Raw genomic sequence first — 25,088 nt, forward strand, 5'->3', positions numbered from 1 at the left:
CGCATAACGGACGGTCCGAGCCTCCCCCCTCGTGGCTCGGACCGTCCCGGCTCTCGCGCGCCAAGAACCGCGCGACCAAGGCTAGTTGACTCTGCGTCAGTGTCCAATCACTGTAGGGGCAGAGACCTATCGACTTATTTATAGTTGGGGACCTGCCCCGAGGGCCGGCGAGGGGCAGGGCGAAAAGAAGGGTGAACGATGGACCTGGCCTTGCTACGGACCTTCGTGACCGTGCACCGGGCCGGCTCCTTCACCCGCGCCGCGGCCCTGCTCGGGCTCTCGCAGCCGGCCGTGACCTCCCAGATCCGCACTCTGGAAAGACAGCTGGGTCGTCCGCTCTTCCTGCGGCAGGCCCGTGGGGTGACCCCGACGACCATCGGCGACGAACTCGCCCACAAGGCCGCACCGCACCTCGACGCGCTCGTGGAGATAGCGGAACGCGGCCTCGACGACGACTCCTCGGTACGTACCCTGCATCTCGCCGGCCCGCCCGAGTTCACCGCCGAGCGAGCGCTGCCCGCCCTTTCGGAGCTCGCCGGCGACGACGGCCAGGGATTCGCGCTGCGCGCCTCCTTCGGCAACGCCGAGGAGACCCTGGAGGGGCTGTCCGCCGGACACCACGACCTGGCGATCAGTACCGCCCGGCCGCGTGGCGCCCTGCTCACCGCCACCGCCCTCTGCGACGAGGAGCACGTACTGGTCGCCGCTCCCCGCTGGGCCGAGGAGATCGGCACCGGGACGGTACGCGACAAGGGTGCGCCGGTCCTGGAGAACCTGCCCGTCGTCGAGGTCCACGAGTCGCTGCCCTTCGTCTCGCGCTACTGGGGCTCCGTCTTCGACGCCCTGCCGGCCACCTCCGGCACGGTCGTCGTGCCCGACCTACGTGCCGTCCTCGCCTGCGCGATCGCGGGCGCCGGCCTCGCCGTACTGCCCCGCTATCTGTGCACGGCCGCCCTGGACCGCGGCGAGGTCATGGCGCTGCACGAACCCGCGGTACCCCCGCTGCGGACCTACTTCCTCGTGGTACGGACCGGCACACTCGCCATGCCGCACGTGGCACGGGCACACGAGTGGCTCCACCACGCGGCTGTGGACTGGGGCTGAGCTCATCAGGCGGGGTTGACGGGATACAGCCGTACGGCGGGGCTTCGCGATGTTTCACGTGGAACCAGCTGGGCCACATTTCTCCCATGACCGTCCGACCCGTGGTCAAGCGCACCGCACGTGCCGTTCTCCTGGACGGCGACGACCTGATCCTGATCAAGCGCACCAAGCCAGGTGTCGATCCCTACTGGGTCACTCCCGGTGGCGGGGTCGAACCGGAGGACACCACTGTCGTCGACGCCCTGCACCGCGAGGTGCACGAGGAGCTCGGCGCCAAGATCACCGATGTGGTGCCCTGCTTCGTGGACACCGTGGAACACATCGGCGACAGCGGCAGCACCACCGGTGTGAAGGTGCAGCACTTCTTCGTCTGCCGGCTGGAGTCCATGGACCCCGCCCTGCGGCACGGCCCCGAAGTCGAGGAGCCCGCCGGCGAGTACGAGATCGTTCGCGTCCCCTTCACCCGCGTCGGGATCGCCTCCGTACACCTCGTACCGCTCTCCCTTCGGCACTACCTGGACGGGAACATCGAGGGCGTACGGGCCATGCACGCCCCCGACCTCGGCTGACGGGTCAGTCGCCGACCACGACCAGTTCCTCGACCGAGTCATGCCTGATGCGGCGCGCCGGGATGCCGACGTCCCGCAAGGCGTGCACACCGTTACGGATCATGCCGGGCGGTCCAGAGAGATAGGCGTCGTACTCGCTCCAAGGACCGTAGGCGCGGATGGCGTCGGGGAGCTGGAGATGCGCCTGCTGGTCGACGACCGCGCGGACCGAGAGCCAGGGATGGCTCTGCTGGAGCCGGAGCAGGGTGTCGATGTCGTACAGGTCGTGGTCGGTACGGGCGCCGTAGAACACCTCGACCGGGCGGCGTGCGCCGCGCTCCGCGATGTCCTCCACCAGCGCCTTGATGGGGGCGATGCCGGTGCCGCCGCCCAGACAGAGCAGTCCGTTGTCCTTGGAGTGGTCGACGGTCATCGAGCCGACCGCAGGACCGAGACGGACGACGTCACCGGGGCGGGCACGGTGCACCAGCGCGTTGGAGACCCAGCCCGCCGGAACGGCCTTCACATGGAACGTCAGCAGCCCGTCCGAGCGAGGGGCGGAGGCGAAGGAGTAGTGCCGCCAGACCCGCGGCCACCAGGGCGTCTCCATGCTCGCGTACTGCCCCGCGAGGAAGGGGTACGGCTGGTCCGGGCGGACCGTGAGCACCGCGACGTCCGCTGTTCTGAGGTCGTGGGCGACGACCTGCGCATGCCACCAGGCCGGTGCGCGCAGTTCGTCCACCGACGCCGCGTCGATCATCACCTGGGACATCGTCGTGTACGCCCGCACCCAGGCCGCTTCCGTCTCCGGGTCCCAGATGCCCGAGGCGTACTTGCTCAACGCGCCGATGAGGCACTCGCCGACCGCCGGGTAGTGCTCCGGGCGGGTGCCGTATTTGCGGTGGCCGCGGCCCAGGTTCTGGAGGTACTCGACCAGGACGGGCGTGTTGTCGATGTGCTCGGCCGCGGTGAGCAGTGCCTTCAGCAGCCGGTCCCGCTGGGTGTCCATGGCGGCCGGGAACAGTGATCGCAGTTCGGGATGGCGCACGAAGAGCAGTGCGTAGAAGTACGAGGTGACCTTGTCGGCTATCGGACCGACCTCGGCCATGGTGCCGCGGATGCGCATCGCGTCCGGGGAGGCGTCCGTACTCGGCTGTGCGTCGCGCCGCGGCGGGACGCGCTGTTCGAACGCGGGGGGCACCGGCTGTCCGGCCGTGGGGGTGAAGGGCCCGGAGGCCGCGTGCTGCCCGGCGGGGGGAGCCTGGGCGGGGTTCTGGAGGCGGACGGGCTCCTCCGGCGGCCGTATTCGCTCCCGGGCCCCTCCGGACGCGGGAGGGCGGCTCTGGGGCGTTTCCCGCCCTCCATCCGGCGTCGCGATCGGATGTTCCTCGGCGGGCTCGACCGGGGTGTTGCTGGGGGACGTGAACCAGCTGCTTCCGCCGGCCCCGTCGTTGCCCGCCGACCTGGTGGTCGGAGCATCCATGGTGTGCCTCGCCTCGAACATCTTTCGGTCGGTCTGCGCACTTCACTCGGAAGGTGCTTGTGTTCCCCCGTTGACGGCTGGCTCTTCCCGGTCCGGCCTGCGGCCGACACGGCCACATTGAACCCGCGCTTCCTCCGCGTACGGACAAGTAAGGCGAAAGTGTGACATGGACCGCAGTCACTCCCGGCGGGGCGTCTCATCCCGGACGGGAACCGGAGTCGACCCTACCGGCCGTCGCTCTGCACACAAGTCCCCCCTGTCTCCCCCATCAATCCAACAACGGGCGAACCACAAGGTCCCTTAACTACCGGGCACCACGAGCCAATTCGTAGGCATCCCATAGATCCCGGCCCGTGTAGGAGTACGTCGCGAGACCGGCGAGATGTCCGTCCGCGTTGACCGCCACGGACACCGGAACCACGGCGAACAACTCCCTGTCCGATATCGAGTCCCCGTAGGCGACACAGTCCGCCCGGCTGACCCGGAACTCCTCGCACAGGCGGTCGGCGATGGTCACCTTGGCCGCAGGATCAAGGACGCCCGCCGGGTCCACCGGCTCGACGAAGGGCACCGCCGGGAAGCGCGAGCCGAAGGCCGCATGGGCTCCCCAGTCCAGTAGGCGCTCCACGAAGAACGACGGCGAGAGCGAAACCACGGCGCAATACTCGCCCGCTGCCCTGATCTCGGCCCAGACATCCCGGATACGAGCCAGCCAAGGTGCTGCGTCGAATGCCGCGGTCACATGCGCGTCGGTCAGCTCGGCCCAGAGGGAGTACACGCGCGCCGCGTACTCCGACGGGGCTATCCGTCCTGCTGAAATCGCCCGGTCAAGCTCCACCGTCTGTGCTTCCAGGCCGAGTTGACGGGAGATCTCGATGGGGGCGGAGGTGCCGTGCAGCAATGTGCCGTCGAGATCGAAGAGATGAAGTCGCGCCATGGTCACCGAGGCTAGTGGGAAGGAATCACCGCTCGCCGGGGAGGTCTCGGGCAGCGGCGGTGGAGCGAGGGGGCGAGGAGGCGATGTTTCACGTGAAACGTCCCCCGTCTGTCCAGGGGCTGTGATCGGGGCTACGGCATGGCCAAAAGCGCGTGCGTCTACCTGGAAACAGGTGGACGCCACGGGTGCCGGTCGGAAAGCCTGACCTGCGTGCCCACTCCTTCCGTCGCCTCACTGCCCATTCGCCGACTGACGCCACGCGATCTCACCGCCTGCGCCGACTTGTCCGAGGATCGGGGGTGGCCGCGCGAGGAACACAAGTGGCGCCTGCTCCTCACAGCCGGAAAGGGATACGGCATCGACGACCCCGGCGGAGGCCTGGTCGCCGCCTGCGTCATCACGGAGTACGGCTCGGGGGAACGCCCGGATCTCGGCGCGATCGGTATGGTCCTGGTCGCCGCACGGCATGCCCGTCAGGGTGTCGGGCGCCGACTGATGCGCCACGTGGTCTCGGCGATGGGGACGACTCCCCTGACGCTGTACGCGACGCCGTACGGCCGTCCGCTCTACGAGGAGCTGGGGTTCAAGACAACGGGGCGCTCGGAGATGCTGACCGGACCCTTCACTCCGGGCGGCCCCGAGCTTCGGGTGGCGACACGGGCGGCCGCGGCCGAGGACCTCGGTTCCATCCTGCGGCTGGACGAGGAGGTGTTCGGTACCGACCGCACGCCTCTCATCGCCCGCCTGCCCGCGTTCTCGGACCAGCTGCGGGTGGCCGTGGACGGCGGCCAGGTCGTCGGCTATGCGGCCGCGTGGCCCAACATGGACACCCATGTAGTCGGGCCGCTGATCGCCCGCGACACGGAGACGGCGAAGTCCCTCATCGCCTCGCTCGCTGCCCACACCGACCGCCCGCTCCGCACCGACATCGACATCCGCCACGAGGAACTGCTGGCATGGGCGAAGGAGCGCGGGCTGGCCTCCGTCGCCATGAACTCCGTGATGACCTACGGCATCACGGAGTTGCCGGGAGACTGGACGCGGCGGTTCGCGCCCCTGACGGTGGCGGCGGGCTGAGGATCCACCGGTACGGACCCACCGCGGCCTTGCGGCCGTCTCAGTGGTGGACCGACTCCCGCTGCGCTACGGGCATACCGCCGGCGGCCCCGGCGCTCGGGGCGCTGTCACGGCGCTCCAGCGCGGCCGACAGGAAGGCGAGGAGCAGGGCGGCCGCGGCGAGGGCGGCGCCGACCCAGTTGGGGGAGGTGTAGCCGAAGCCCGCGGCGATCACGATGCCGCCGAGCCAGGCGGACAGGGCATTGCCGAGGTTGAAGGCACCGATGTTCACGGCCGAGGCCAGAGTGGGGGCGCCGTGCGCCTGGTCGAGGACGCGCTTCTGCAGCGGTGGGACGGTCGCGAAGCCCAGGGCGCCGATCAGGGCGACCGTCACGGCGGCCGCGATCTTGTTGTGCGCGGTGACCGTGAAGAGGGCGAGGACGACCGCCAGGGCGCCCAGCGAGACGTACAGCATGGGCATCAGGGCGCGGTCGGCGAACTTGCCGCCGACCAGGTTGCCGCCGACCATGCCGAGGCCGAACAGGACCAGCAGCCAGGTGACGGAGCCGTCGGCGAAGCCGGTGACATGGGTCATCATCGGTGCGATGTAGGTGATGGCCGCGAAGACCCCGCCGAAACCGAGCACGGTCATCGCCATGGCGAGCAGGACCTGGGTGTTCTTGAACGCGGCCAGCTCGTGCCGCAGGCGCACGCCTTCGGGCTTGGGCAGCTCCGGTACCAGCTTGGCAATGCCGGCCAGGCCGACGACGCCGAGGGCGGCGACGATGCCGAAGGTGACACGCCAGCCTACGTGCTGTCCCACCAGGGTGCCGAGCGGTACGCCGACGACGTTGGCGACGGTGAGGCCGGTGAACATCATCGCGATGGCGCCGGCCTTCTTGCTCGGGGCGACCAGCTCGGCCGCCACGACCGAGCCGATGCCGAAGAAGGCGCCATGGGCGAGGGAGGCGACCACACGGCCGATCAGCATGACGGCGAAGGAAGGGGCGACGGCGGACAGCAGATTGCCCGCGATGAACAAGCCCATCAGCAACATCAGCATCCGCTTGCGCGGGACCTTGGTGCCCAGGACGGTCATCAGCGGGGCGCCCATCACCACACCGAGCGCGTAGCCGGTCACCAGCAGGCCTGCGGTGGGGATGGAGACCCCGAAATCACCCGCGACCTCGGGCAGCAAGCCCATGATCACGAACTCGGTCGTTCCGATTCCGAAGGCCCCGATCGCAAGGGCCAGAAGCGCGAGAGGCATGGGGGGACACCTTCCCAGACGATTGCAGGTGCGCTTAACGTGCGTCCACATTAGTTGCATGCGCGTGCTATATGCAATCGCTGGATATTGCGAACTTGCTCTATCCTGGTGTAAGCCGCTCCGGGACGGAGGATCACGCCAATGACAGCGACAGACCCCGCGCTCACCGCCCTTGCCCAGGGCTGGTGCGCTCTCTCCCTGCTCCACGGGAGGATCGAGGCGCATATCGAGCGCGCCCTTCAGGGGAAGCACGACCTGAGCGTGCGTGAATACTCCCTGCTGGATGTCCTCAGCCGACAGCACGACGACGAAGGGGGCCACCTGCAGATGAAGCAGGTCGCCGACGCCGTCGTCCTCAGCCAGAGCGCCACCACCCGGCTGGTGACGCGCCTCGAAGACCGGGGCCTCCTGGAGCGCTACCTCTGCCCGACCGACCGGCGCGGCATCTACACGAACGTCACCGAGGCGGGTCTGCGGCTGCTCGAAGAGGCTCGCCCCACCAATGACACCGCACTGCGCGAGGCCCTGGACGAGGCGGCCAGGAACCCGGAGCTGGCTCCCCTGGTGCGGGTCGTGGAATCGCTGAACGCGCCCGCATAGGCTGCGGGCATGGGAGATCTTGACATACGTGCCGCGGTCGCCGACGACATCCCGGCCATGGTCGGCATGCTCGCCGACGACCCGCTGGGCGCCCGGCGGGAATCACCGGACGACCTGACGCCCTATCTCAGCGCCCTGGAGCGGCTCAGCGCCGACCCCAACCAGCAGCTGGTGGTCGCCGTACGCGAGGGGCGCGTCGTCGGCACGCTCCAGCTGACGATCATCCCCGGGCTGTCGAGGCGCGGCGCCACCCGGTCGATCATCGAGGCCGTACGCATCCACGCAGACGAGCGTGGCAGCGGGCTGGGCACCCGGTTCATCGAGTGGGCGATCGAGGAATCTCGCCGTCAGGGCTGCCAGTTGGTCCAGCTGACCTCGGACGCGTCACGCACCGATGCCCACCGCTTCTATGAGCGGCTCGGTTTCACCGGCTCGCACGTCGGCTTCAAGCTCGAGATCTGACCATCAGTCGCTGATGGTGCAGCCGTCCGGGGGGGTGGTGTTTCACGTGAAACACCACCCCCCGGCTCGTCTAGCCGATCCCCCGCCACCCCTCGGGATCCACTCCACCGGGCACAGGAGCCGTCTCCTCGTATGGCTGACGCGTGAAGACGAACGAACCGAGGTCCAGGTGGCTCACAGCGCCGTCCGGCCGCCGTACAGGCCGTAGCAGCTCTCCGGCGTAGTAGCCCTCAAGACCGGTCCAGGTGCCGTCACCGTTGGCCCGGAAGCGCGCACGGCGGCCGGTGCCCGACAACGGCCCCAGTGAGACCAGTCCGTCGGCCGTCACCCGCAGCGCGAAGGGGTGCGTACCCCAGTACCACTGGCCCGCCAACTCCAGAACAGACGGCTCGACCCGAGCCAGGGGCCGCCATGGCTCGGGAATGCGCGGCTCGGCCTCCGCGACGATGCGGACAAGGTCGGCGCCGACGGCGGACAGCAGCGGGCCCGAGGTGCAGTTCGCGAGCACCACGGCCGCCACGTCCTCGTCCACGCTGAGGGTGAGACTGGCCAGAAAACCGGGCAGCGAGCCGGAGTGCCCGATCAGCAGCCGGCCGTCGCGGCGCTGGACCTGAAGCCCGAGTCCGTAGGTGGCGCCGTCCAGCACATCGGCGGGCTCGGCAGGAGCCGCCGGAATGCGCATCTCCCGCACGGACTCCGCGCTCAGGACCCGGTCGTCGCCGACCGCCAGGAACACGGCGAAGCGGGCCAGGTCATCGGTTGTCGACCAGAGCTGTCCTGCCGGCGCCATTCGGCCGAGGTCCTCCAGCGGCTCCGGGAGCATCGCGTCGGCCCACGGATGCACCGCCCAGCCGCCCGCGTGCGGCGCCCGCGGTTGGGCGCTCGTGCGGTTGAGGCCCAGCGGTTCGAGCACCTCCAGCCGGAGCACCTCCTCCCAGGGTGCACCGCGGAGTTCCTCGACCAGGGCGCCGAGCAGGGTGTAGCCGGGGTTGGAATAGTGGTGCCGGCGACCGACGGGGTGCAGGAGGGGCTGTTCGCCGAGAACATCACCGAGCTCCGGGCGCAGCGAGCCCGGAGTGCGCTCCCACCAGGGTGCGGGCGACTCGGCCGCCAACCCGCCCGTGTGCGCGAGGAGTTCGGCGATCGTCGCCTCCCCCGCGCCGGTACCCGGCAGATACTTCTCCAGTGGATCGCCGAGATCGAGCAGCCCTTCGTCGCGCAGCCGGAGCACCAGAACGGCCGTGAACGTCTTGGTGATCGAGCCGATCCGGTACTGCACATTCTCGTCCGGCCCGTGCCCGTCCACCGAGGTCCGTGCCCCGTGCCAGACGGCCCGCCCGCCGCGCACGACCGCAGCCACCAGCGACGGCGCCCGCCCCTCGGACTGGGCGACCGCGATCCGGTGCAGCAGTGCCCGCCGAGTGGCGGGCAGCAGCTCTTCCTGAAATGTCGTCATGCGCCCAGTCCACCCGGTGGACGGACCTGCGTCGAGTTCATTTCAGCGGTGCGGATCAGGTCTGCGCCATGTCCACGAAGCGGGAGTAGTGACCCTGGAAGGCCACGGTGATCGTCGCGGTCGGGCCGTTTCGGTGCTTGCCGACGATGATGTCCGCCTCGCCCGCGCGCGGTGACTCCTTCTCGTAGGCGTCCTCGCGGTGGAGCAGGATGACCATGTCGGCGTCCTGCTCGATGGAACCGGACTCACGCAGGTCGGACACCATCGGCTTCTTGTCCGTGCGCTGCTCGGGACCACGGTTCAGCTGCGAGAGGGCGATCACCGGGACCTCCAGCTCCTTGGCCAGCAGCTTGAGGTTTCGGGACATGTCCGAGACCTCCTGCTGACGGCTCTCGGAGCGCTTGGACCCGGACTGCATCAGCTGCAGATAGTCGATGATCACGAGCTTGATGTCGTTGCGCTGCTTGAGCCGTCGGCACTTGGCGCGGATCTCCATCATCGACAGGTTCGGGGAGTCGTCGATGTAGAGCGGGGCGGCCGAGACGTCCGGCATCCGGCGGGCGAGCCGGGTCCAGTCCTCGTCGGTCATCGTGCCGGAGCGCATGTGGTGCAGGGCGACTCGGGCCTCGGCGGACAGGAGACGCATCGCGATCTCGTTGCGGCCCATTTCGAGGGAGAAGATGACGCTGGGCAGGTTGTTCTTGATCGACGCGGCCCGGGCGAAATCCAGCGCGAGGGTGGACTTACCCATGGCGGGTCGAGCGGCGATGACGATCATCTGGCCCGGGTGCAGCCCGTTGGTGAGCGAGTCCAGGTCCGTGAAGCCGGTGGGCACACCGGTCATCTCCCCGGTGCGGGAGCCGATCGCCTCGATCTCGTCGAGGGCGCCCTCCATGATGTCGCCGAGCGGCAGGTAGTCCTCGCTGGTCCGCTGCTCGGTGACCGCGTAGATCTCCGCCTGGGCGCTGTTGACGATCTCGTCGACGTCGCCGTCGGCCGCGTATCCCATCTGGGTGATGCGTGTCCCGGCCTCGACAAGACGGCGAAGCACGGCCCGCTCGTGGACGATCTCCGCGTAGTACTCGGCGTTCGCCGCCGTCGGCACCGTCTGGACGAGGGTGTGCAGATAGGAGGCCCCGCCGACCTTGTTGATCTCGCCGCGCTTGGTGAGCTCGGCGGCGATGGTGATGGGGTCGGCCGGCTCGCCCTTGGCATAGATGTCGAGGATCGCCTGGTAGATCGTCTCGTGGGCGGGCTTGTAGAAGTCGTGGCCCTTGAGGATCTCGACGACATCGGCGATGGCGTCCTTGGACAGCAGCATGCCGCCGAGCACGGACTGCTCGGCGTCGAGGTCCTGCGGGGGGACCCGCTCGAAGGTGGCACCTCCGCCGTCCCACTCGCCGCTGTCCCGGCCTCGGTCGTGCCGGTCGTCCCGGCCTCGGCCGCCCTCGCCGCGTCCACGGGAGGCGGGCAGACGATCACTGGGACCGGCCTCGGCCCACGGATCGTCCAAGGGCTCGGAAATGCTCACCGAGCCACCTCCTCCCGTCCGCGCGGCGGACCTCGCCGTGGCCTCATTTCTACGGCACGGCACTGACAAACCAAGGCGCCCCATTCCGGTTCCGGGCACGTCGGTTTTGTGAGGTTTCCGAGGCCATAAAGAGGAGCGCGCGCCGGACCACGGTAGGCCCGCGGGCACCGTCAGCCAATCTGGTTATCCACAGGCCATGTGGACGACGGCCCGTATGCTGTGGAGAACCCGTCAAAACCTGTGCACGACGCGGTGGACAGCCCTGTGAACAAGCCCTCGATCTCTCTCCGCAACCGTCTCTGACCTGCATCTTTCCCGTCCACCGGCTGTGCAGAAGAAAAACTTTCCCAGTCGGATCAAGATCGCTTCGAACGATACGCGAAAGCATGGCCCGCACAAGCTTCAGTAAGGGTCAGTGAGCAATTGCATCTCTTACCTGTGGACGATTACATTAGCGCCCATGTCACAGGCTCCCGCGATCCCCGAGGCCACCCGACGGCGGCACGACCGAGAGATCCTCGCACTGGCCGTCCCGGCCTTCGGCGCACTCGTCGCCGAGCCGCTTTTCGTCATGGCCGACAGCGCGATCGTCGGCCATCTCGGCACCGCACAGCTCGCCGGTCTCGGCGTCGCCTCGGCGCTCCTCACCACCGCCGTGAGCGTCTTCGTCTTTCTCGCCTACGCCACCACAGCGGCCGTCGCCCGCAGGGTCGGAGCCGGCGATCTCCCGGCAGCCATCCGCCAGGGCATGGACGGTATCTGGCTGGCGCTGCTGCTCGGTGCCGGCGTCATCGCCGTCACTCTGCCCCTGGCACCCGGCATCGTGGACCTCTTCGGAGCCTCGGCCACCGCGGCACCCTACGCGACGACCTACCTCAGGATCTCCTCACTGGGTATCCCGGCCATGCTGATGGTGCTCGCCGCCACCGGCGTCCTGCGCGGCCTACAGGACACCCGAACCCCCTTGTACGTCGCCGTCGCGGGCTTCGTCGCCAACGCCGGCCTGAACGCGGGACTCGTCTACGGCGCCGGACTGGGTATCGCGGGCTCCGCCTGGGGCACCGTCATCGCCCAGTGCGGGATGGCGGCCGTCTATCTGACCGTCGTCGTACGGGGAGCCCGGAGGCACGGAGCGTCCCTTCGCCCTGACGCCGCCGGAATACGAGCCTCGGCACAGGCCGGTGCGCCTCTGCTCGTCCGGACGCTCTCGCTGCGGGCCATCCTCATGATCGCCACGGCCGTGGCCGCCCGGCTGGGCGATGCCGACATCGCGGCCCACCAGATCGTGCTGTCGCTGTGGAGCCTGCTGGCCTTCGCCCTGGACGCGATAGCGATCGCCGGCCAGGCCATCATCGGCCGCCATCTCGGGGCGGGGGACAGCGCTGGCGCTCGTGAAGCCTGCCGGCGCATGGTCCAGTGGGGCATCGCCACCGGGGTCATCCTGGGGCTGCTGGTGGTGGCTGCCCGACCGCTTCTCCTGCCGGTGTTCACCAGCGATCCCACCGTGAAGGACATCGCACTGCCCGCGCTGCTCATCGTGGCGTTCTCCCAGCCGATCTCCGGCGTGGTCTTCGTCCTCGACGGCGTTCTGATGGGCGCGGGAGACGGGCCGTATCTCGCCGGGGCCATGGTCGTGACCCTCGTAGTCTTCACCCCGGTGGCGCTCCTGGTCCCCGCCTTCGGCGGCGGGCTGACGGCGCTCTGGGGAGCCATGACCCTGATGATGGCCACGCGGATGCTGACCCTCTGGCTGCGTACCCGCTCGGGGCGCTGGATCGTTACCGGCGCAACGCGCTGACCGCCACCGACCCCCGGCTGTTTCACGTGAAACGTGAAACAGCGCGAGCCGCCACGTTTCACGTGAAACACCCGCCGCCCCGTCGGCAGACCGAAGGGGCCGCACCCTCACGGGTACGGCCCCTTCGGCTAGTGCTCGATCCGAGCGCAGCGTCAGGCCGCGACGACCTCGATGTTGACCTTGGCGGCAACCTCGGGGTGCAGACGCACGAACGTCTCGTGGGCGCCCAGCGTCTTGATCGGCGAGCCCAGCTCGATGCGGCGCTTGTCGACCTCGGGGCCACCGGAAGCCTTGATCGCCGAGGCGACGTCGGCCGGGGTGACGGAACCGAAGAGACGACCGGCGTCGCCGGAGCGGACGGCCAGACGGACCTTGACACCCTCGAGCTGGGCCTTCACGGAGTTGGCCTGCTCGATGGTCTGGATCTCGTGGATCTTGCGAGCACGACGGATCTGCTCGACGTCCTTCTCGCCACCCTTGGTCCAGCGGATAGCGAACTTCCGCGGGATCAGGTAGTTGCGAGCGTAGCCGTCCTTGACGTCGACGACGTCGCCGGCGGCACCGAGGCCAGAGACCTCGTGGGTGAGGATGATCTTCATGTGTCGGTCACCCTTCCCTTATCGCGCGGTGGACGTGTAGGGCAGCAGCGCCATCTCACGGCTGTTCTTGACTGCCGTGGCGACGTCACGCTGGTGCTGCGTGCAGTTGCCGGTCACGCGGCGGGCACGGATCTTGCCGCGGTCGGAAATAAACTTCCGCAGCATGTTCGTGTCCTTGTAGTCCACGTACTGGACCTTGTCCTTGCAGAACGCGCAGACCTTCTTCTTAGGCTTGCGCACAGGCGGCTTCGCCATGGTGTTTCTCCTGTGTGATCAAGAAGTGGGGATGCGAGCCCGTTGCCCTTAGAAGGGGGGCTCGTCCGAGTAGCCGCCGCCACCGCCGCTGCCGCCGGAGCCGCCGCCCCAACCGCCGCCACCCTGGTTGCCGCCACCGGCGGGAGCGCCGGAGGCCCAGGGGTCGTCGTTGGGAGCGCCGCCCTGCTGGCCGCCGCCGGAGCCGCCGCCCCAGCTGCCGCCACCCTGGCCGCCACCGCCGCTGAAACCACCCTGGCCACCGCGGCCGCCACCACCGGCGGTCTTGGTGACCTTGGCCGTGGCGTTCCGCAGGCTGGCGCCGACTTCCTCGACGTCCAGCTCGTAGACCGTGCGCTTGACACCCTCACGGTCCTCGTAGGACCGCTGCTTCAGCCGGCCCTGCACGATGACGCGCATGCCTCGCTGGAGCGATTCGGCGACGTTCTCCGCCGCCTGACGCCAGACCGAGCAGGTCAGAAAGAGGCTTTCGCCGTCCTTCCACTCGTTCGTCTGACGGTCGAAGGTGCGGGGAGTGGACGCGACGCGGAACTTCGCGACCGCCGCACCGGACGGGGTGAAGCGCAGCTCGGGGTCATCGACAAGATTGCCGACGACCGTGATGACGGTCTCGCCTGCCATGGGGGAACCTCTCGGCGGGTTTGCTGCTGGCTGCTTGCTGCTACTCGAAACCCGAGATCAGCTGAGCTGGGAGCTCAGTGGGTCTCGGGACGGAGGACCTTGGTCCGGAGGACCGACTCGTTCAGGTTCATCTGGCGGTCGAGCTCCTTCACGACCGCAGGCTCGGCCTGCAGGTCGATGACCGAGTAGATGCCCTCGGGCTTCTTCTTGATCTCGTACGAGAGACGACGACGGCCCCAGGTGTCGACCTTCTCCACCTTGCCGTTGCCCTCGCGGACGACGGAGAGGAAGTTCTCGATCAGGGGGGCGACAGCGCGCTCCTCCAGATCGGGGTCGAGGATGACCATCACCTCGTAGTGACGCATGTGGAACCCACCTCCTTTGGACTCAGCGGCCACGGTCGTTCCGTGGCAGGAGGGTTGTGATGCGTACGCAACGGTATCGGCCGCCACTGACATGCGGGGGGCTTCCCTCGGGATCCCCAGCCGCGGGCCTGGGCAGACACCGGTGCAGACGGTACAGACTACCCGCACACCTGCTTCCGGTTGAAATCCGACCGCCGGGCCCCTCAATCTGTACACATCGGGTGTGTACGGCGCTACGATGCGCCGCCTTCCGCAGGAGGTGCCCTATGGCACAGGCATTGCGACCCAACACCGCCGGTTCCCTGTTCGCCACCGACGGCAAGACCCATCCGCTCCAGGACTCCCTGATGGCCGTGACGCTGGCGCTCGGGCTGATCGCCTTCATCACGTCGTTCTTCCACAGCCTGCACCTGCTCAGCTCCTGGACCGGTCTGATCGGCATCTTCACAGGCCTGTTCGGGCAGTGGGTCTCGATCACCACGCGCGAGCGCTTCGGTCTGATCCTGGGTCTCGGTGCCGCCGGCATCGGCTTCTTCATCGGTATGGCGCACGGCGGCCTGTTCGGATAGGCCTCCGAACCCCTCCGTACCACCGCGCAACGCCCCGGCCGCACCGGAGCCGGGGCGTAGGTGGTGTACGCCCAGTCAGGCCGCGAGCAAGGCGCAGTAGGCTTCGGCGCGAGAGCCGGAGCCCCTGTACCCATGGGGACACACCAGCCCGAGGAGCGCCCCGACATGAGCCTGACCCTGCGGACCATCAGCCGCGAACAGCATCTGGCATACATCCAGAGCCTGCCGGCGGCCAGCCACATGCAGGTCCCGGCCTGGGCAGATGTCAAGGCGGAGTGGCGTTCGGAGAACCTCGGCTGGTTCGACGACCGCACCGGCGAGATGGTCGGCGCGGGCCTGGTGCTGTACCGCCAGCTGCCCAAGATCAAGCGCTACCTCGCGTACCTCCCCGAGGGCCCGGTCATCAATTGGTTCGCGCCGAACCTCGACGAGTGGATCCAGCCGATGCTGGCCCACCTCAAGCAGCAGGGCGCGTTCTCCGTGAAGATGGGGCCGCCGGTGATCATCCGCCGCTGGGAGGCCACCTCCATCAAGGCGGGCATCCAGAACCCGGACGTGAAGCGGCTGCGTGACATCGAGGCCGACTTCATCGAACCGCGTGCCTTCGAGGTGGCCGACAAGCTGCGCCGCATGGGCTGGCAGCAGGGCGAGGACGGCGGTGCCGGCTTCGGCGACGTGCAGCCGCGCTACGTCTACCAGGTGCCGCTGGCGAACCGCTCCCTCGAAGAGGTCCACAAGAACTTCAACCAGTTGTGGCGCCGCAACATCAAGAAGGCCGAGAAGGCCGGTGTCGAGGTCGTCCAGGGCGGCTACCAGGACCTCGAGGAGTGGCAGCGGCTGTACGAGATCACGGCCGTGCGCGACCACTTCCGGCCGCGCCCGCTGTCGTACTTCCAGCGCATGTGGACGGCCCTCAACACCGAGGACCCCAACCGGATGCGGCTCTACTTCGCCCAGCACAACGGGGTGAACCTGTCCGCGGCGACCATGCTGATCGTCGGCGGACACGTCTGGTACTCCTACGGCGCCTCCGACAACATCGGCCGCGAGGTGCGCCCGTCCAACGCCATGCAGTGGCGGATGCTGCGCGACGCCTACGCGCTCGGCGCCACCGTCTACGACCTGCGTGGCATCTCGGACTCGCTGGACGAGACGGATCACCTCTTCGGCCTCATCCAGTTCAAGGTGGGCACCGGCGGCCAGGCCGCCGAGTACCTCGGCGAATGGGACTTCCCGCTGAACAAGCTGCTCCACAAGGCGCTCGACATCTACATGTCGCGCCGCTGACGTCACGCTCCGTGCTTCTATAGCCCTGACACACCCCAGCCATCCAGAAAGGTCCCAGGTCCGGCCATGGCGCTCACGCTCTACGTCGACACCGCGCGCTGGCGGGCGCACCACAAGCACGTGCAGGAGCAGTTCCCGGGCCTCGTCCCGGTCTGCAAGGGCAACGGCTACGGCTTCGGGCACGAACGCCTGGCGGAGGAGGCCACGCGTCTGGGCTCGGACGTCCTCGCCGTCGGTACGACGTACGAGGCCGCGCGCATCAAGGACTGGTTCGGCGGCGACCTGCTGGTGCTGACGCCGTACCGGCGCGGCGAGGAGCCCGTTCCGCTGCCCGACCGGGTCATCCGCTCGGTGTCGTCGATCGACGGCGTGTACGGGCTGGTGGGCGCGCGCGTGGTCATCGAGGTGATGTCCACGATGAAGCGGCACGGCATCAGCGAGCAGGACCTGCCGCAGCTGCACTCGGCCATAGAGAACGTCCGGCTGGAGGGCTTCGCCATCCATCTGCCGCTGGACCGCACCGACGGATCGGACGCCGTCGAGGAGGTCATCGGCTGGATGGACCGGCTGCGCGCGGCCCGGCTGCCGCTGCACACGATGTTCGTCAGCCACCTCAAGGCCGACGAACTCGCCCGGCTCCAGCAGCAGTTCCCGCAGACCCGGTTCAGGGCCCGGATCGGCACCCGGCTGTGGCTGGGGGACCACGACGCCACCGAGTACCGCGGGGCGGTCCTGGACGTCACCCGCGTCGCCAAGGGCGACCGGTTCGGCTACCGGCAGCAGAAGGCGGCCTCGGACGGCTATCTGGTGGTCGTGGCGGGCGGTACGTCGCACGGGGTGGGCCTGGAGGCCCCGAAGGCCCTGCACGGCGTCATGCCGCGCGCCAAGGGCGTCGCACGGGCCGGCCTGGCCACGGTGAACCGGAACCTTTCGCCGTTCGTCTGGGGCGGCAAGCAGCGCTGGTTCGCGGAGCCGCCGCACATGCAGGTGTCGATCCTGTTCGTGCCGACGGACGCCCCGGAGCCGAAGGTGGGCGAGGAGCTGGTGGCCCATCTGCGGCACACCACCACTCAGTTCGACCGCATCGTGGACCGCTGACGGGTTCTCAGGACGCAGAATGGGCCGTACACGGGGTTCCGTGTACGGCCCATTCCTTCTGCCTGGGCTTTCGCTCACCTCGGGCAGTTCGCTCTGCCCCGGGGCTGTTCGCTCAGAGCGAACTGTCCTCGGAGGCTCGGCTTCCCCACTCCACCTGGGGCCCTTCGAACGGTGCTGCATGACGCGGGGGACGGGCGGCCGCGCCGAGCACGAAGACGTCCTCCGCGCCGTCCAGCACCCCGCCCGAGGGGTCGTCGTCGCCGGAGCGCCGCACCACGTCCCGCTCGGGCATGAGGATGTCGCGTACGACCATCGCGCAGAGGTAGAGCGTGCCGAGCAGGTGCACGGCGATGGCCCAGTGGTAGCCGTGGGTCGGCAGACCCTTGTGGGCGTCACCGCTGGTCGTGTACGCGAGGTACATCCAGATCCCCAGGAAGTACGCCACCTCGCACGCCTGCCAGATCAGGAAGTCCCGCCACTTGGGCCGGGCGAGCACGGCCAGCGGCACCAGCCACAGGACGTACTGCGGGGAGTAGACCTTGTTGGTGAGGATGAAGGCCGCCACCACCAGGAAGGCCAACTGGGCGAAGCGGGGCCGGCGCGGAGCGGTGAGGGCCAGGGCGGCGATGCCCAGGAAGCAGAGCAGCACCAATACCATCGCCGCGTTGTTCACGAAGCCCGTGCTGGGCGGGGTGGTCGTGTTCTGCGCCCAGATCAGCCAGAAGGAGCCGAAGTCGACGCCTCGTTCCTGGCTGAACGTGTAGAACTTCGACCAGCCGTCGAAGGCGAAGATCATCACCGGCAGGTTCACGACGAGCCAGGCGACGACGGCACCTCCCGCTGCGGTGAAGAAGTCCCGCCACTTGCCCGCGCGCCAGCACAGCAGGAACAGCGGCCCCAGGAGGAACACGGGATACAGCTTAGCGGCCGTGGCAAGCCCCAGGAGGACACCGAAGGCAAGGGGACGACTCCGGGACCACATCAGCATCGCCGCGGCCGTGAGAGCGACCGCCAGGAGGTCCCAGTTGATGGTGGCGGTCAGCGCGAAGGCGGGTGCAAGGGCGACCAGCAGGCCGTCCCAGGGACGGCGGCGGTGCGTACGGACCACGCACACCGCGATGACCGCGGCGCAGATCATCAGCATCCCGGCGTTGACGAACCAGTACACCTGCTCCTGGAGCTGGATGCTGCCGCTGCCCGGTGTGAGCCATGCGGCCACCTCCATGAACACACCGGTCAGCACCGGGTATTCGAGGTAGTCCATGTCGCCGGGGAGCTTGTCGAAGTACGGCACCAGACCGTCGGCGAAGCCCCGCCCCTGGTAGAGGTGCGGGATGTCCGAATAGCAGGCGTGGGTGTACTGGGAACTCGCGCCGAAGAACCAGCCGCCGTTGTAGCACGGCGCCTTCTGGATCAGGCCCAGGGCGAACATGCCGATCGCCACGAGGACCACGACCCGAAGCGGCGTCCACCAGGACGTCCCGAGCAGCGCACGCCGCCCGATGGGGCCACCGATCAGCTCACTACCGGCCGCGGCGACCGGGTCTTCCCTGGTCGGCCGCACCGGCTCCGGCTCGCGCACGCCCGCGGGCGTCGTCTCTGCACTGGGCATGGGGCCCATCCTGCCGTACCTCTCTAGGAATACGCCGAGGGCCGCCGCACCTCGTCGGATGCGGCGGCCCATGTTTCACGTGAAACAGACTTCGGCGGGCGAAATGGTCACCTACCGGTCAGACCTCGCGGTTAGCCGGTCCCGCCGAAGAGGTTTCCTCCGCCGTTGGCATTGCCTCTGGTGTCGCCTGCGCCGGTCGACTCCGTAGCCGATGGCGAGGACGTGGTACCCGAGGTGCTGCCACCGGTGTTACCGCCGTCGGTCGAGCAGTTCCAGGCGAACCGGCAGCTCTCGCTCACGGTCGGCGAAGGCGAGGTGGCCGTCTCGCTGGGCGTGGCGCTCGGGGTCTCGCTGGGCGTCTCGCTCGGCGTGATGCTGGGGGTCGGCGTCGGAGTCGGGGCGCCCGCCTCGTCGGCGACCTCACCGATCTTGGTGGCGTCCGGGAAGCCCGGATCGTTCTTGCCCTTCAGCGCGGACTGCATGTACTCGGTCCACACCGAGGTCGGGATGTCACCACCGTGGATGGATGCCACGCCGGCGGTGCCGTTCATGGAGAGCAGCTCGGCGTCCTTCGGGTTCTCCCGGAACATCGCCACCGAGGTCGCCAGCTGCTGGGTGTAGCCGACGAACCAGGCCGACTTGTTGCTGTCGGTGGTACCGGTCTTGCCCGCCGCCGTACGGCCCAGTGCCTTGGCATTGGTACCCGTACCGTTCTGGATGACGTTCTCCAGCGTGTCCGTGACGTTGTTCGCGATGTCGTCGGGGATTGCGCTGGTCACCTTCGGCTTGCTGAAACCGCTCACGGGCTGCCCGTCCTGCTTGACCTCGGTCACCGAGTACGGGTCCGCGTGCTTGCCGGAGGCGGCGAAGGTCGCGTAGGCGTCGGCCATGCGGATCGCGCTCGGGGTCGAGGTGCCGAGGGCGAAGGACGGGTTGAGAGTCGCGAAGCTGCCGTCCAGGATGCCTGAGCGGCTTGCGACATCCCTCACGTGGGACATCCCGACGTCCCAGCCGAGCTGCACGAACGGTGTGTTGATCGACTGTTCCATCGCCTTGCGCAGGGTGATGTAGCCCCAGGCGTGGTCACTCTCGTTGTTCTGGAAGAACGTCGAGCCGTCCTTGTTGAGGACGTAGCTGCCGTCCTCGTTTCTCACCTTGAGATGGTCGTTGCCGTTGTACTTGCTCAGTGGCGAGACCCCTTCGGGAGAGGTCTTGTACGTGCCGTACTGCATGGCCGCGGCGAGGACGAACGGCTTCCACGTCGAACCGACGGGGACACCGGAGGTGTCGGCGTTGTTGGTGAAGTGGTTGTTCTCGTAGCCGGCGCCGCCGTACAGGGCGACGATCGCGCCGTCCTTGGGCACCACCGACGCCGCACCGAACTGAACGTACTTGTCCTTCTCCCGGTTCTTCGGATCCAGGCGCGCCTTCTGGACCTTCTCCACGGCCGCGCTCAGCGCGTTGACCTTGTTCTTCTGGAAGGTCGTGTAGATCTGGAAGCCGCCCTTGTCGAACTGCGCCTCGGTGATCTTGGAGTGCGAGAGGACGTACTTCTTGGCCGTGTCGGCGAGGTAGCTGATCTGGCCGGTCATCCCCTTGGTCGCCTTGCGGCCCTGGGGCAACGGGTACTTCTTGATCGCTTCCTGGTACTCGGCGTCGGTGAGGCGCTTGTCCTTGTGCATCTCCTCGAGGATCCAGGCCCAGCGGTCGTGCGAACGCTTGTAGTTGGCGTCCGCGGAGGCCGCGACGTCGATGTCCGGGTTGCCCGCGGGATCGTAGTACGTCGCGCCCTTCAGCAGGGCGGCCAGGACCGCGCACTGGCTCGGCTTGAGCTTATTCGCGTCCACGCCGTAGTAGGTCTGGGCGGCGGCCTGGATGCCGTACGCCCCACGGCCGAAGTAGGAGGTGTTCAGGTAGCCCTGGAGAATCTCCGGCTTGGTGAACTTGGTACCCACCTTGACGGAGATGAACATCTCCTTGAACTTACGCGTGAACGTCTGGTCCTGGCTGAGGTAGGTGTTCTTGACGAACTGCTGGGTGATCGTCGAACCACCCTGCGTCTGACCGCCCTTGGCCATGTTGACGAGCGCGCGGGCGATGCCCTTGAAGTCGACGCCCGGGTCCGTGTAGAAGCTCTTGTTCTCCGCCGAGATCACCGCGTACTGCATCGCCTCGGGGATCTGGTCGATGGTGACGTTCTGCCGGTTGATGCCGGTGCCCGTCGCGACCATCTGCTTGCCGTCGGCCCAGTAATAGACGTTGTTCTGGGACTTGGCCGCGGTGTTCTCGTCCGGGACGCCCACCATGGCGTATCCGACACCGACCAGCGCCACCAGGCTGCCCAGGAACGTGAGGCACAGGCCGGAGACGAGCTTCCAGGACGGGACCCAGCGGCGCCAGCCGAACCTGTTCGCCCTCGGGTAGTCGACAATGCGCTTCTTGCCGGGCGCCGTCGACGCCCGGCCTCTGCCACGTCCCGGCCCGGCAGGACCACCCGGACCGCGACTTCCGTTGTCGGCCGTTCTGCGGCGGCCTCCGGTGTTTCTCTGCGCCGCCCGGCGTGCCTCGGCTCGGCCGCTGTAGGGGCGCTCTTCACCCCCCGAGTCCTGGGAGTCCGACCCGTAGGAACGGGACCCATAGGAGTCGGAAGGAGACCCGGTGGCGCCTCGCGGGGCCGCACGGCGGCCGGCGGACGGGTCGGACTGGCCGCGTCGGGCCGCGGCACGTCCGCCTCCCTGCGGCTGCGGCGGTTTGCGACGGTGCTCGCTCATCGAACGATTACTCCTCGGGCAGGCGCACCCGTGCGCGCCTGGAAACGGCGGCTGGTTTCCGGTCCCCCCGAAGTACGGATGTGGTCGGCCCTGCATTCACCCGTACTGCACCGGGGACAGGGACGCCCCCAGGCGTCACTTGGTTCCCGGTGGTGTGCATGCCGCACAGACTACGCACCGCCAAAACCCGTCGAGCCCCGAAGTTCACCCCAAATCAGGCAAGTTGCCTCCCACGAATCGGTGATGTGATCCCGTTCACCGTCGTTCCTCTTGTCGCACCGGGATCGCCGATCTATCGTCAGGATGTATCGAGCCGATACATCAGAGCGAGATAAGCGCGTCAGAGACGAGAGGGGGCGACCATGAGCCGACGGTCCGGCATCCTTGAGTTCGCCGTACTCGGCCTGCTCCGCGAATCCCCGATGCACGGCTATGAGCTGCGGAAACGGCTCAACACGTCACTGGGCGTCTTCCGGGCGTTCAGCTACGGGACGCTCTATCCCTGCCTCAAGACGCTGCTCGCCAACGGCTGGTTGATCGAGGAACCGGGAAACACCACCGAGGACGCCCTCGCCGCGCCGCTCGCCGGCCGCCGCGCCAAGATCGTCTACCGGTTGACGGCCGAAGGTAAGGAGCATTTCGAGGAGCTCCTTTCCCAGACCGGCCCCGACGCCTACGAGGACGAGCACTTCGCGGCACGGTTCGCCTTCTTCGGGCAGACCTCGCGTGATGTGCGGATGCGCGTACTGGAGGGCCGGCGCAGCCGGCTTGAGGAGCGCCTGGAGAAGATGCGCGCCTCGCTGGCACGCACCAGGGAGCGCCTCGACGACTACACGCTTGAGCTCCAGCGCCACGGGATGGAGTCCGTGGAGCGCGAAGTGCGCTGGCTGAACGAGCTCATCGAGAGCGAGCGGGCCGGACGGGACCTGAAGGGTCCCGCTTCCGGAGAGTCCGCTCAGAAGAACACCACCAATGGAGCGCCGGGCGTCCTGCCCCGGTCCGGGGACATCCCCCGGCCGGATTCGCCCGACGACACCGCCACGTGAGACCCGTTCAGGGCCTCACTCGTACACACAGGGAGCAACCGGAATGGGTTCGGTTCGCGTAGCCGTCGTCGGTGTGGGCAACTGCGCCGCGTCGCTGGTGCAGGGAGTCGAGTACTACAAGGACGCCGACCCGGCGTCGAAGGTTCCCGGGCTGATGCACGTCCAGTTCGGCGACTACCACGTCAAGGACATCGAGTTCGTCGCCGCGTTCGACGTGGACGCCAAGAAGGTCGGCCTCGACCTGGCGGACGCCATCGGCGCCTCCGAGAACAACACCATCAAGATCTGCGACGTGCCCAACACCGGTGTCACCGTCCAGCGCGGCCACACCCTCGACGGTCTCGGTAAGTACTACCGCGAGACGATCGAGGAGTCCGAGGCCGAGCCGGTCGACGTCGTCCAGATCCTCAAGGACAAGCAGGTCGACGTCCTCGTCTGCTACCTGCCCGTCGGTTCCGAGAGCGCGGCGAAGTTCTACGCCCAGTGCGCCATCGACGCCAAGGTCGCCTTCGTCAACGCCCTCCCGGTCTTCATCGCCGGCACCAAGGAGTGGGCGGACAAGTTCACCGAGGCGGGCGTCCCGATCGTCGGCGACGACATCAAGTCGCAGGTCGGCGCCACCATCACGCACCGCGTGATGGCCAAGCTGTTCGAGGACCGGGGTGTCGTCCTGGACCGTACGATGCAGCTGAACGTCGGCGGCAACATGGACTTCAAGAACATGCTCGAGCGCGAGCGCCTGGAGTCCAAGAAGATCTCCAAGACGCAGGCCGTCACCTCCCAGATCCCCGACCGGGACCTCGGCGAGAAGAACGTCCACATCGGCCCGTCCGACTACGTCGCCTGGCTCGACGACCGCAAGTGGGCCTACGTCCGCCTCGAGGGCCGTGCCTTCGGTGACGTCCCGCTGAACCTGGAGTACAAGCTCGAGGTCTGGGACTCCCCGAACTCCGCGGGTGTCATCATCGACGCCCTGCGCGCCGCGAAGATCGCCAAGGACCGCGGTATCGGCGGCCCGATCCTCTCCGCGTCGAGCTACTTCATGAAGTCCCCGCCGGTCCAGTACTTCGACGACCAGGCCCGCGAGAACGTCGAGAAGTTCATCCGCGGCGACGTCGAGCGCTGACGTCCGTCGCTCGCAAAAAAACGCTCCTGCCAGGGCTGTGAGAGTCCCCGGGTCCCCCGACCCGGGGACTCTCCCCGTGTGTGAGGCTGTGCCCCATGCCCGTCGTCCGCGACCTGCGTGTCCTGCTGCGCCTGCGGAACTTCCGCCGTCTGCTCGCCGTCCGTCTGCTCTCCCAGGGCGCGGACGGCGTCTACCAGGTCGCGCTCGCCGCCTATGTCGTCTTCTCCCCGGAGAAACAGACCTCACCGGCCGCGATCGCCTCGGCCATGGCCGTCCTGCTCCTCCCGTACTCCCTTGTGGGCCCCTTCGCCGGGGTCCTGCTGGACCGCTGGCGCCGCCGCCAGGTCTTCCTCTACGGCAATCTGCTGCGAGCGCTACTGGCCGCGGTCACCGCCGTCCTGATGGCCACCCATGTCCCCGACTGGCTCTTCTACGTCTCCGCCCTGTGCGTCACGGCCGTCAACCGCTTCGTCCTTTCGGGGTTGTCCGCCGCCCTCCCGCGCGTCGTAGACACCGAACGTCTGGTGCTGGCCAACTCCCTGTCCCCGACCGCGGGAACCCTCGCCGCGACCGTCGGCGGCGGCCTCACCTTCGCCGTACGGCTGCTGGCCTCGGACTCCGATGCCGCGGTGGTGCTGCTGGGCGCAACGCTGTACCTGTCCGCGGCCCTCACCTCGCTGACCATGGCCCCCGGTCTCCTCGGCCCCGACCGGCATCAGGCACAGCCGAGCCTGGGAACAGCCGTGATCACCACCGCACGCGACCTCATGGAGGCGATACGGCACCTCGCCGCACCCCGGCGTCGCGAGGCGGCCTGGGCGCTGCTCTCCATGACGGTGATGCGCTTCTGCTACGGCGCCCTGCTCGTCCTGGTGCTGATGCTGTGCCGCTACGCGCTCTCCTCCGACCCGGACGACGGGCTCGGGCTACTGGGGCTGGCGTTGGGGATCTCCGGCGCGGGTTTCTTCGCGGCAGCCGTGGTGACGCCGTGGGCCGCGGGGCGGTTCGGCCCCGGGCGCTGGATCGTGGTGTGCGCCGCGTCCGCCGCCGTACTGGAGCCCGCCCTGGGCCTTCCGTTCACGACCGTCCCCATGCTCGTCGCCGCCTTCGTCCTGGGACTGATCACCCAGGGTGCGAAGATCGCCACCGACACCATCGTCCAGTCCTCCGTCGACGACGGCTTCCGCGGCCGGATCTTCTCCGTGTACGACGTGCTCTTCAACGTGGCTTTCGTGGGCGCCGCCAGCGTAGCCGCCCTGATGCTCCCGCCGGACGGCCGCTCCGCCACCCTCGTCGTCACCGTCGCCCTTATCTACGCGGGGGTCGCGGTGGCCATGGCCCGCTTTGAGCGCCACTGAGGGTCCCAGCAGAGCCAGGGAACCCCTCCGGTTTTTGCGGGAACAACGCCGACACAGCGAGGGGCGATGTTTCACGTGAAACATCGCCTGTGAAACATCGCCCCTCTTCGCATCGCGG

23 protein-coding genes are annotated in these 25,088 nt (G+C 68.3%); 12 read left to right on the top strand and 11 right to left on the bottom strand.

Translation table 11 applies throughout. From position 1 onward, the window contains the following. The first annotated feature begins 198 nt into the window (after positions 1-198). Positions 199-1,104, top strand: a complete 906-nt coding sequence (locus ACZ4N4_RS14150) for a LysR family transcriptional regulator (RefSeq protein WP_467588109.1) — start codon at positions 199-201, stop codon at positions 1,102-1,104. A gap of 86 nt (positions 1,105-1,190) precedes the next feature. Next, positions 1,191-1,673 carry an NUDIX hydrolase gene (locus ACZ4N4_RS14155; protein WP_351695799.1) on the top strand — a complete coding sequence of 161 codons (483 nt, stop codon included), beginning with the start codon at positions 1,191-1,193 and terminating at the stop codon, positions 1,671-1,673. A gap of 4 nt (positions 1,674-1,677) precedes the next feature. Here the strand turns inward: ACZ4N4_RS14155 and ACZ4N4_RS14160 are convergent, their stop codons facing one another. After that, positions 1,678-3,156, bottom strand: coding sequence for a globin domain-containing protein (locus ACZ4N4_RS14160; RefSeq protein WP_467588112.1), 1,479 nt, complete (start codon positions 3,154-3,156; stop codon positions 1,678-1,680). A 283-nt stretch (positions 3,157-3,439) separates the two neighbouring features. Further along, positions 3,440-4,072: an HAD family hydrolase gene (locus ACZ4N4_RS14165; protein ID WP_467588115.1), complete on the bottom strand. Its 633-nt coding sequence runs from the start codon at positions 4,070-4,072 to the stop codon at positions 3,440-3,442. A gap of 210 nt (positions 4,073-4,282) precedes the next feature. Between ACZ4N4_RS14165 and ACZ4N4_RS14170 the strand changes: the two genes are divergently transcribed. Beyond that, positions 4,283-5,149, top strand: a complete 867-nt coding sequence (locus ACZ4N4_RS14170; RefSeq protein ID WP_467588117.1) for a GNAT family N-acetyltransferase — start codon at positions 4,283-4,285, stop codon at positions 5,147-5,149. A 40-nt stretch (positions 5,150-5,189) separates the two neighbouring features. On the opposite strand, the gene ACZ4N4_RS14175 is transcribed toward ACZ4N4_RS14170, so the two are convergent. Further along, positions 5,190-6,398 carry an MFS transporter gene (locus ACZ4N4_RS14175; protein ID WP_467588120.1) on the bottom strand — a complete coding sequence of 403 codons (1,209 nt, stop codon included), beginning with the start codon at positions 6,396-6,398 and terminating at the stop codon, positions 5,190-5,192. Positions 6,399-6,539: 141 nt separating this feature from the next. Between ACZ4N4_RS14175 and ACZ4N4_RS14180 the strand changes: the two genes are divergently transcribed. Further along, complete coding sequence (locus ACZ4N4_RS14180; RefSeq protein WP_450760462.1) at positions 6,540-6,998, top strand: MarR family winged helix-turn-helix transcriptional regulator; 459 nt, start codon at positions 6,540-6,542, stop codon at positions 6,996-6,998. A 9-nt stretch (positions 6,999-7,007) separates the two neighbouring features. After that, a complete protein-coding gene (locus tag ACZ4N4_RS14185; protein ID WP_467588123.1) occupies positions 7,008-7,460 on the top strand; it encodes a GNAT family N-acetyltransferase in 453 nt (150 codons plus the stop codon). A gap of 70 nt (positions 7,461-7,530) precedes the next feature. On the opposite strand, the gene ACZ4N4_RS14190 is transcribed toward ACZ4N4_RS14185, so the two are convergent. Both ACZ4N4_RS14190 and dnaB read right to left on the bottom strand, forming a co-directional pair. After that, positions 7,531-8,916 (bottom strand): serine hydrolase domain-containing protein, encoded by a 1,386-nt coding sequence (locus tag ACZ4N4_RS14190; protein ID WP_467588126.1) that lies wholly within the window; start codon positions 8,914-8,916, stop codon positions 7,531-7,533. A 55-nt stretch (positions 8,917-8,971) separates the two neighbouring features. Then, positions 8,972-10,447 (bottom strand): replicative DNA helicase, encoded by a 1,476-nt coding sequence (gene dnaB, locus ACZ4N4_RS14195; protein ID WP_453568409.1) that lies wholly within the window; start codon positions 10,445-10,447, stop codon positions 8,972-8,974. Between the two features lie 460 nt (positions 10,448-10,907). Between dnaB and ACZ4N4_RS14200 the strand changes: the two genes are divergently transcribed. Then, a complete protein-coding gene (locus ACZ4N4_RS14200) occupies positions 10,908-12,245 on the top strand; it encodes an MATE family efflux transporter (protein WP_467588129.1) in 1,338 nt (445 codons plus the stop codon). A 152-nt stretch (positions 12,246-12,397) separates the two neighbouring features. Here ACZ4N4_RS14200 and rplI read toward each other — a convergent pair whose 3' ends face one another. The 4 genes from rplI to rpsF form a co-directional block, all read right to left on the bottom strand. Further along, complete coding sequence (rplI, locus tag ACZ4N4_RS14205) at positions 12,398-12,844, bottom strand: 50S ribosomal protein L9 (RefSeq protein ID WP_351934107.1); 447 nt, start codon at positions 12,842-12,844, stop codon at positions 12,398-12,400. A gap of 18 nt (positions 12,845-12,862) precedes the next feature. Then, positions 12,863-13,099 carry a 30S ribosomal protein S18 gene (gene rpsR, locus ACZ4N4_RS14210; RefSeq protein ID WP_006381652.1) on the bottom strand — a complete coding sequence of 79 codons (237 nt, stop codon included), beginning with the start codon at positions 13,097-13,099 and terminating at the stop codon, positions 12,863-12,865. A gap of 48 nt (positions 13,100-13,147) precedes the next feature. Further along, positions 13,148-13,738 carry a single-stranded DNA-binding protein gene (locus ACZ4N4_RS14215; RefSeq protein ID WP_453568414.1) on the bottom strand — a complete coding sequence of 197 codons (591 nt, stop codon included), beginning with the start codon at positions 13,736-13,738 and terminating at the stop codon, positions 13,148-13,150. Positions 13,739-13,812: 74 nt separating this feature from the next. Further along, the gene (gene rpsF, locus ACZ4N4_RS14220; RefSeq protein WP_005482942.1) at positions 13,813-14,103 is read right to left on the bottom strand and encodes a 30S ribosomal protein S6; all 291 of its coding nucleotides are present in this window, start codon (positions 14,101-14,103) and stop codon (positions 13,813-13,815) included. 266 nt (positions 14,104-14,369) lie between these two features. Between rpsF and ACZ4N4_RS14225 the strand changes: the two genes are divergently transcribed. The 3 genes from ACZ4N4_RS14225 (at position 14,370) to ACZ4N4_RS14235 (ending at position 17,057) form a co-directional block, all read left to right on the top strand. Then, entirely contained in the window at positions 14,370-14,672 is a 303-nt protein-coding gene (locus ACZ4N4_RS14225; RefSeq protein ID WP_351748180.1) for a hypothetical protein, read from the top strand. 165 nt (positions 14,673-14,837) lie between these two features. Then, positions 14,838-15,959 carry a peptidoglycan bridge formation glycyltransferase FemX gene (gene femX / locus ACZ4N4_RS14230; RefSeq protein ID WP_453568416.1) on the top strand — a complete coding sequence of 374 codons (1,122 nt, stop codon included), beginning with the start codon at positions 14,838-14,840 and terminating at the stop codon, positions 15,957-15,959. Between the two features lie 66 nt (positions 15,960-16,025). Continuing rightward, positions 16,026-17,057 carry an alanine racemase gene (locus ACZ4N4_RS14235; RefSeq protein ID WP_450760448.1) on the top strand — a complete coding sequence of 344 codons (1,032 nt, stop codon included), beginning with the start codon at positions 16,026-16,028 and terminating at the stop codon, positions 17,055-17,057. Positions 17,058-17,169: 112 nt separating this feature from the next. On the opposite strand, the gene ACZ4N4_RS14240 is transcribed toward ACZ4N4_RS14235, so the two are convergent. Together ACZ4N4_RS14240 and ACZ4N4_RS14245 are read right to left on the bottom strand one after the other, a co-directional pair. Continuing rightward, positions 17,170-18,669 (bottom strand): glycosyltransferase family 87 protein, encoded by a 1,500-nt coding sequence (locus ACZ4N4_RS14240; RefSeq protein WP_467588134.1) that lies wholly within the window; start codon positions 18,667-18,669, stop codon positions 17,170-17,172. Between the two features lie 131 nt (positions 18,670-18,800). Then, positions 18,801-21,440 (bottom strand): transglycosylase domain-containing protein, encoded by a 2,640-nt coding sequence (locus ACZ4N4_RS14245; protein WP_467588137.1) that lies wholly within the window; start codon positions 21,438-21,440, stop codon positions 18,801-18,803. A gap of 362 nt (positions 21,441-21,802) precedes the next feature. Here ACZ4N4_RS14245 and ACZ4N4_RS14250 point away from each other — a divergent pair, with 362 nt between their 5' ends. The 3 genes from ACZ4N4_RS14250 (at position 21,803) to ACZ4N4_RS14260 (ending at position 24,970) form a co-directional block, all read left to right on the top strand. Further along, complete coding sequence (locus ACZ4N4_RS14250) at positions 21,803-22,486, top strand: PadR family transcriptional regulator (RefSeq protein ID WP_450760442.1); 684 nt, start codon at positions 21,803-21,805, stop codon at positions 22,484-22,486. Between the two features lie 43 nt (positions 22,487-22,529). Beyond that, positions 22,530-23,612 (top strand): inositol-3-phosphate synthase, encoded by a 1,083-nt coding sequence (locus tag ACZ4N4_RS14255; RefSeq protein WP_351695835.1) that lies wholly within the window; start codon positions 22,530-22,532, stop codon positions 23,610-23,612. Between the two features lie 95 nt (positions 23,613-23,707). Then, entirely contained in the window at positions 23,708-24,970 is a 1,263-nt protein-coding gene (locus ACZ4N4_RS14260) for an MFS transporter (protein ID WP_467588141.1), read from the top strand. Positions 24,971-25,088 lie beyond the last annotated feature (118 nt).

It is taken from the genome of Streptomyces sp. NPDC026538, assembly GCF_055567535.1.

What these genes read in the sequence shown, in the direction of transcription:
- ACZ4N4_RS14150 (WP_467588109.1), top strand. Translation starts at nt 199, where the DNA reads ATGGACCTGGCCTTGCTACGGACCTTCGTGACCGTGCACCGGGCCGGC.
- ACZ4N4_RS14155 (WP_351695799.1), top strand. Translation starts at nt 1,191, where the DNA reads ATGACCGTCCGACCCGTGGTCAAGCGCACCGCACGTGCCGTTCTCCTG.
- ACZ4N4_RS14160 (WP_467588112.1), bottom strand. Translation starts at nt 3,156, where the DNA reads ATGTTCGAGGCGAGGCACACCATGGATGCTCCGACCACCAGGTCGGCG.
- ACZ4N4_RS14165 (WP_467588115.1), bottom strand. Translation starts at nt 4,072, where the DNA reads ATGGCGCGACTTCATCTCTTCGATCTCGACGGCACATTGCTGCACGGC.
- ACZ4N4_RS14175 (WP_467588120.1), bottom strand. Translation starts at nt 6,398, where the DNA reads ATGCCTCTCGCGCTTCTGGCCCTTGCGATCGGGGCCTTCGGAATCGGA.
- ACZ4N4_RS14180 (WP_450760462.1), top strand. Translation starts at nt 6,540, where the DNA reads ATGACAGCGACAGACCCCGCGCTCACCGCCCTTGCCCAGGGCTGGTGC.
- ACZ4N4_RS14185 (WP_467588123.1), top strand. Translation starts at nt 7,008, where the DNA reads ATGGGAGATCTTGACATACGTGCCGCGGTCGCCGACGACATCCCGGCC.
- ACZ4N4_RS14190 (WP_467588126.1), bottom strand. Translation starts at nt 8,916, where the DNA reads ATGACGACATTTCAGGAAGAGCTGCTGCCCGCCACTCGGCGGGCACTG.
- ACZ4N4_RS14200 (WP_467588129.1), top strand. Translation starts at nt 10,908, where the DNA reads ATGTCACAGGCTCCCGCGATCCCCGAGGCCACCCGACGGCGGCACGAC.
- rplI (WP_351934107.1), bottom strand. Translation starts at nt 12,844, where the DNA reads ATGAAGATCATCCTCACCCACGAGGTCTCTGGCCTCGGTGCCGCCGGC.
- rpsR (WP_006381652.1), bottom strand. Translation starts at nt 13,099, where the DNA reads ATGGCGAAGCCGCCTGTGCGCAAGCCTAAGAAGAAGGTCTGCGCGTTC.
- ACZ4N4_RS14215 (WP_453568414.1), bottom strand. Translation starts at nt 13,738, where the DNA reads ATGGCAGGCGAGACCGTCATCACGGTCGTCGGCAATCTTGTCGATGAC.
- rpsF (WP_005482942.1), bottom strand. Translation starts at nt 14,103, where the DNA reads ATGCGTCACTACGAGGTGATGGTCATCCTCGACCCCGATCTGGAGGAG.
- ACZ4N4_RS14225 (WP_351748180.1), top strand. Translation starts at nt 14,370, where the DNA reads ATGGCACAGGCATTGCGACCCAACACCGCCGGTTCCCTGTTCGCCACC.
- femX (WP_453568416.1), top strand. Translation starts at nt 14,838, where the DNA reads ATGAGCCTGACCCTGCGGACCATCAGCCGCGAACAGCATCTGGCATAC.
- ACZ4N4_RS14235 (WP_450760448.1), top strand. Translation starts at nt 16,026, where the DNA reads ATGGCGCTCACGCTCTACGTCGACACCGCGCGCTGGCGGGCGCACCAC.
- ACZ4N4_RS14240 (WP_467588134.1), bottom strand. Translation starts at nt 18,669, where the DNA reads ATGCCCAGTGCAGAGACGACGCCCGCGGGCGTGCGCGAGCCGGAGCCG.
- ACZ4N4_RS14245 (WP_467588137.1), bottom strand. Translation starts at nt 21,440, where the DNA reads ATGAGCGAGCACCGTCGCAAACCGCCGCAGCCGCAGGGAGGCGGACGT.
- ACZ4N4_RS14250 (WP_450760442.1), top strand. Translation starts at nt 21,803, where the DNA reads ATGAGCCGACGGTCCGGCATCCTTGAGTTCGCCGTACTCGGCCTGCTC.
- ACZ4N4_RS14255 (WP_351695835.1), top strand. Translation starts at nt 22,530, where the DNA reads ATGGGTTCGGTTCGCGTAGCCGTCGTCGGTGTGGGCAACTGCGCCGCG.
- ACZ4N4_RS14260 (WP_467588141.1), top strand. Translation starts at nt 23,708, where the DNA reads ATGCCCGTCGTCCGCGACCTGCGTGTCCTGCTGCGCCTGCGGAACTTC.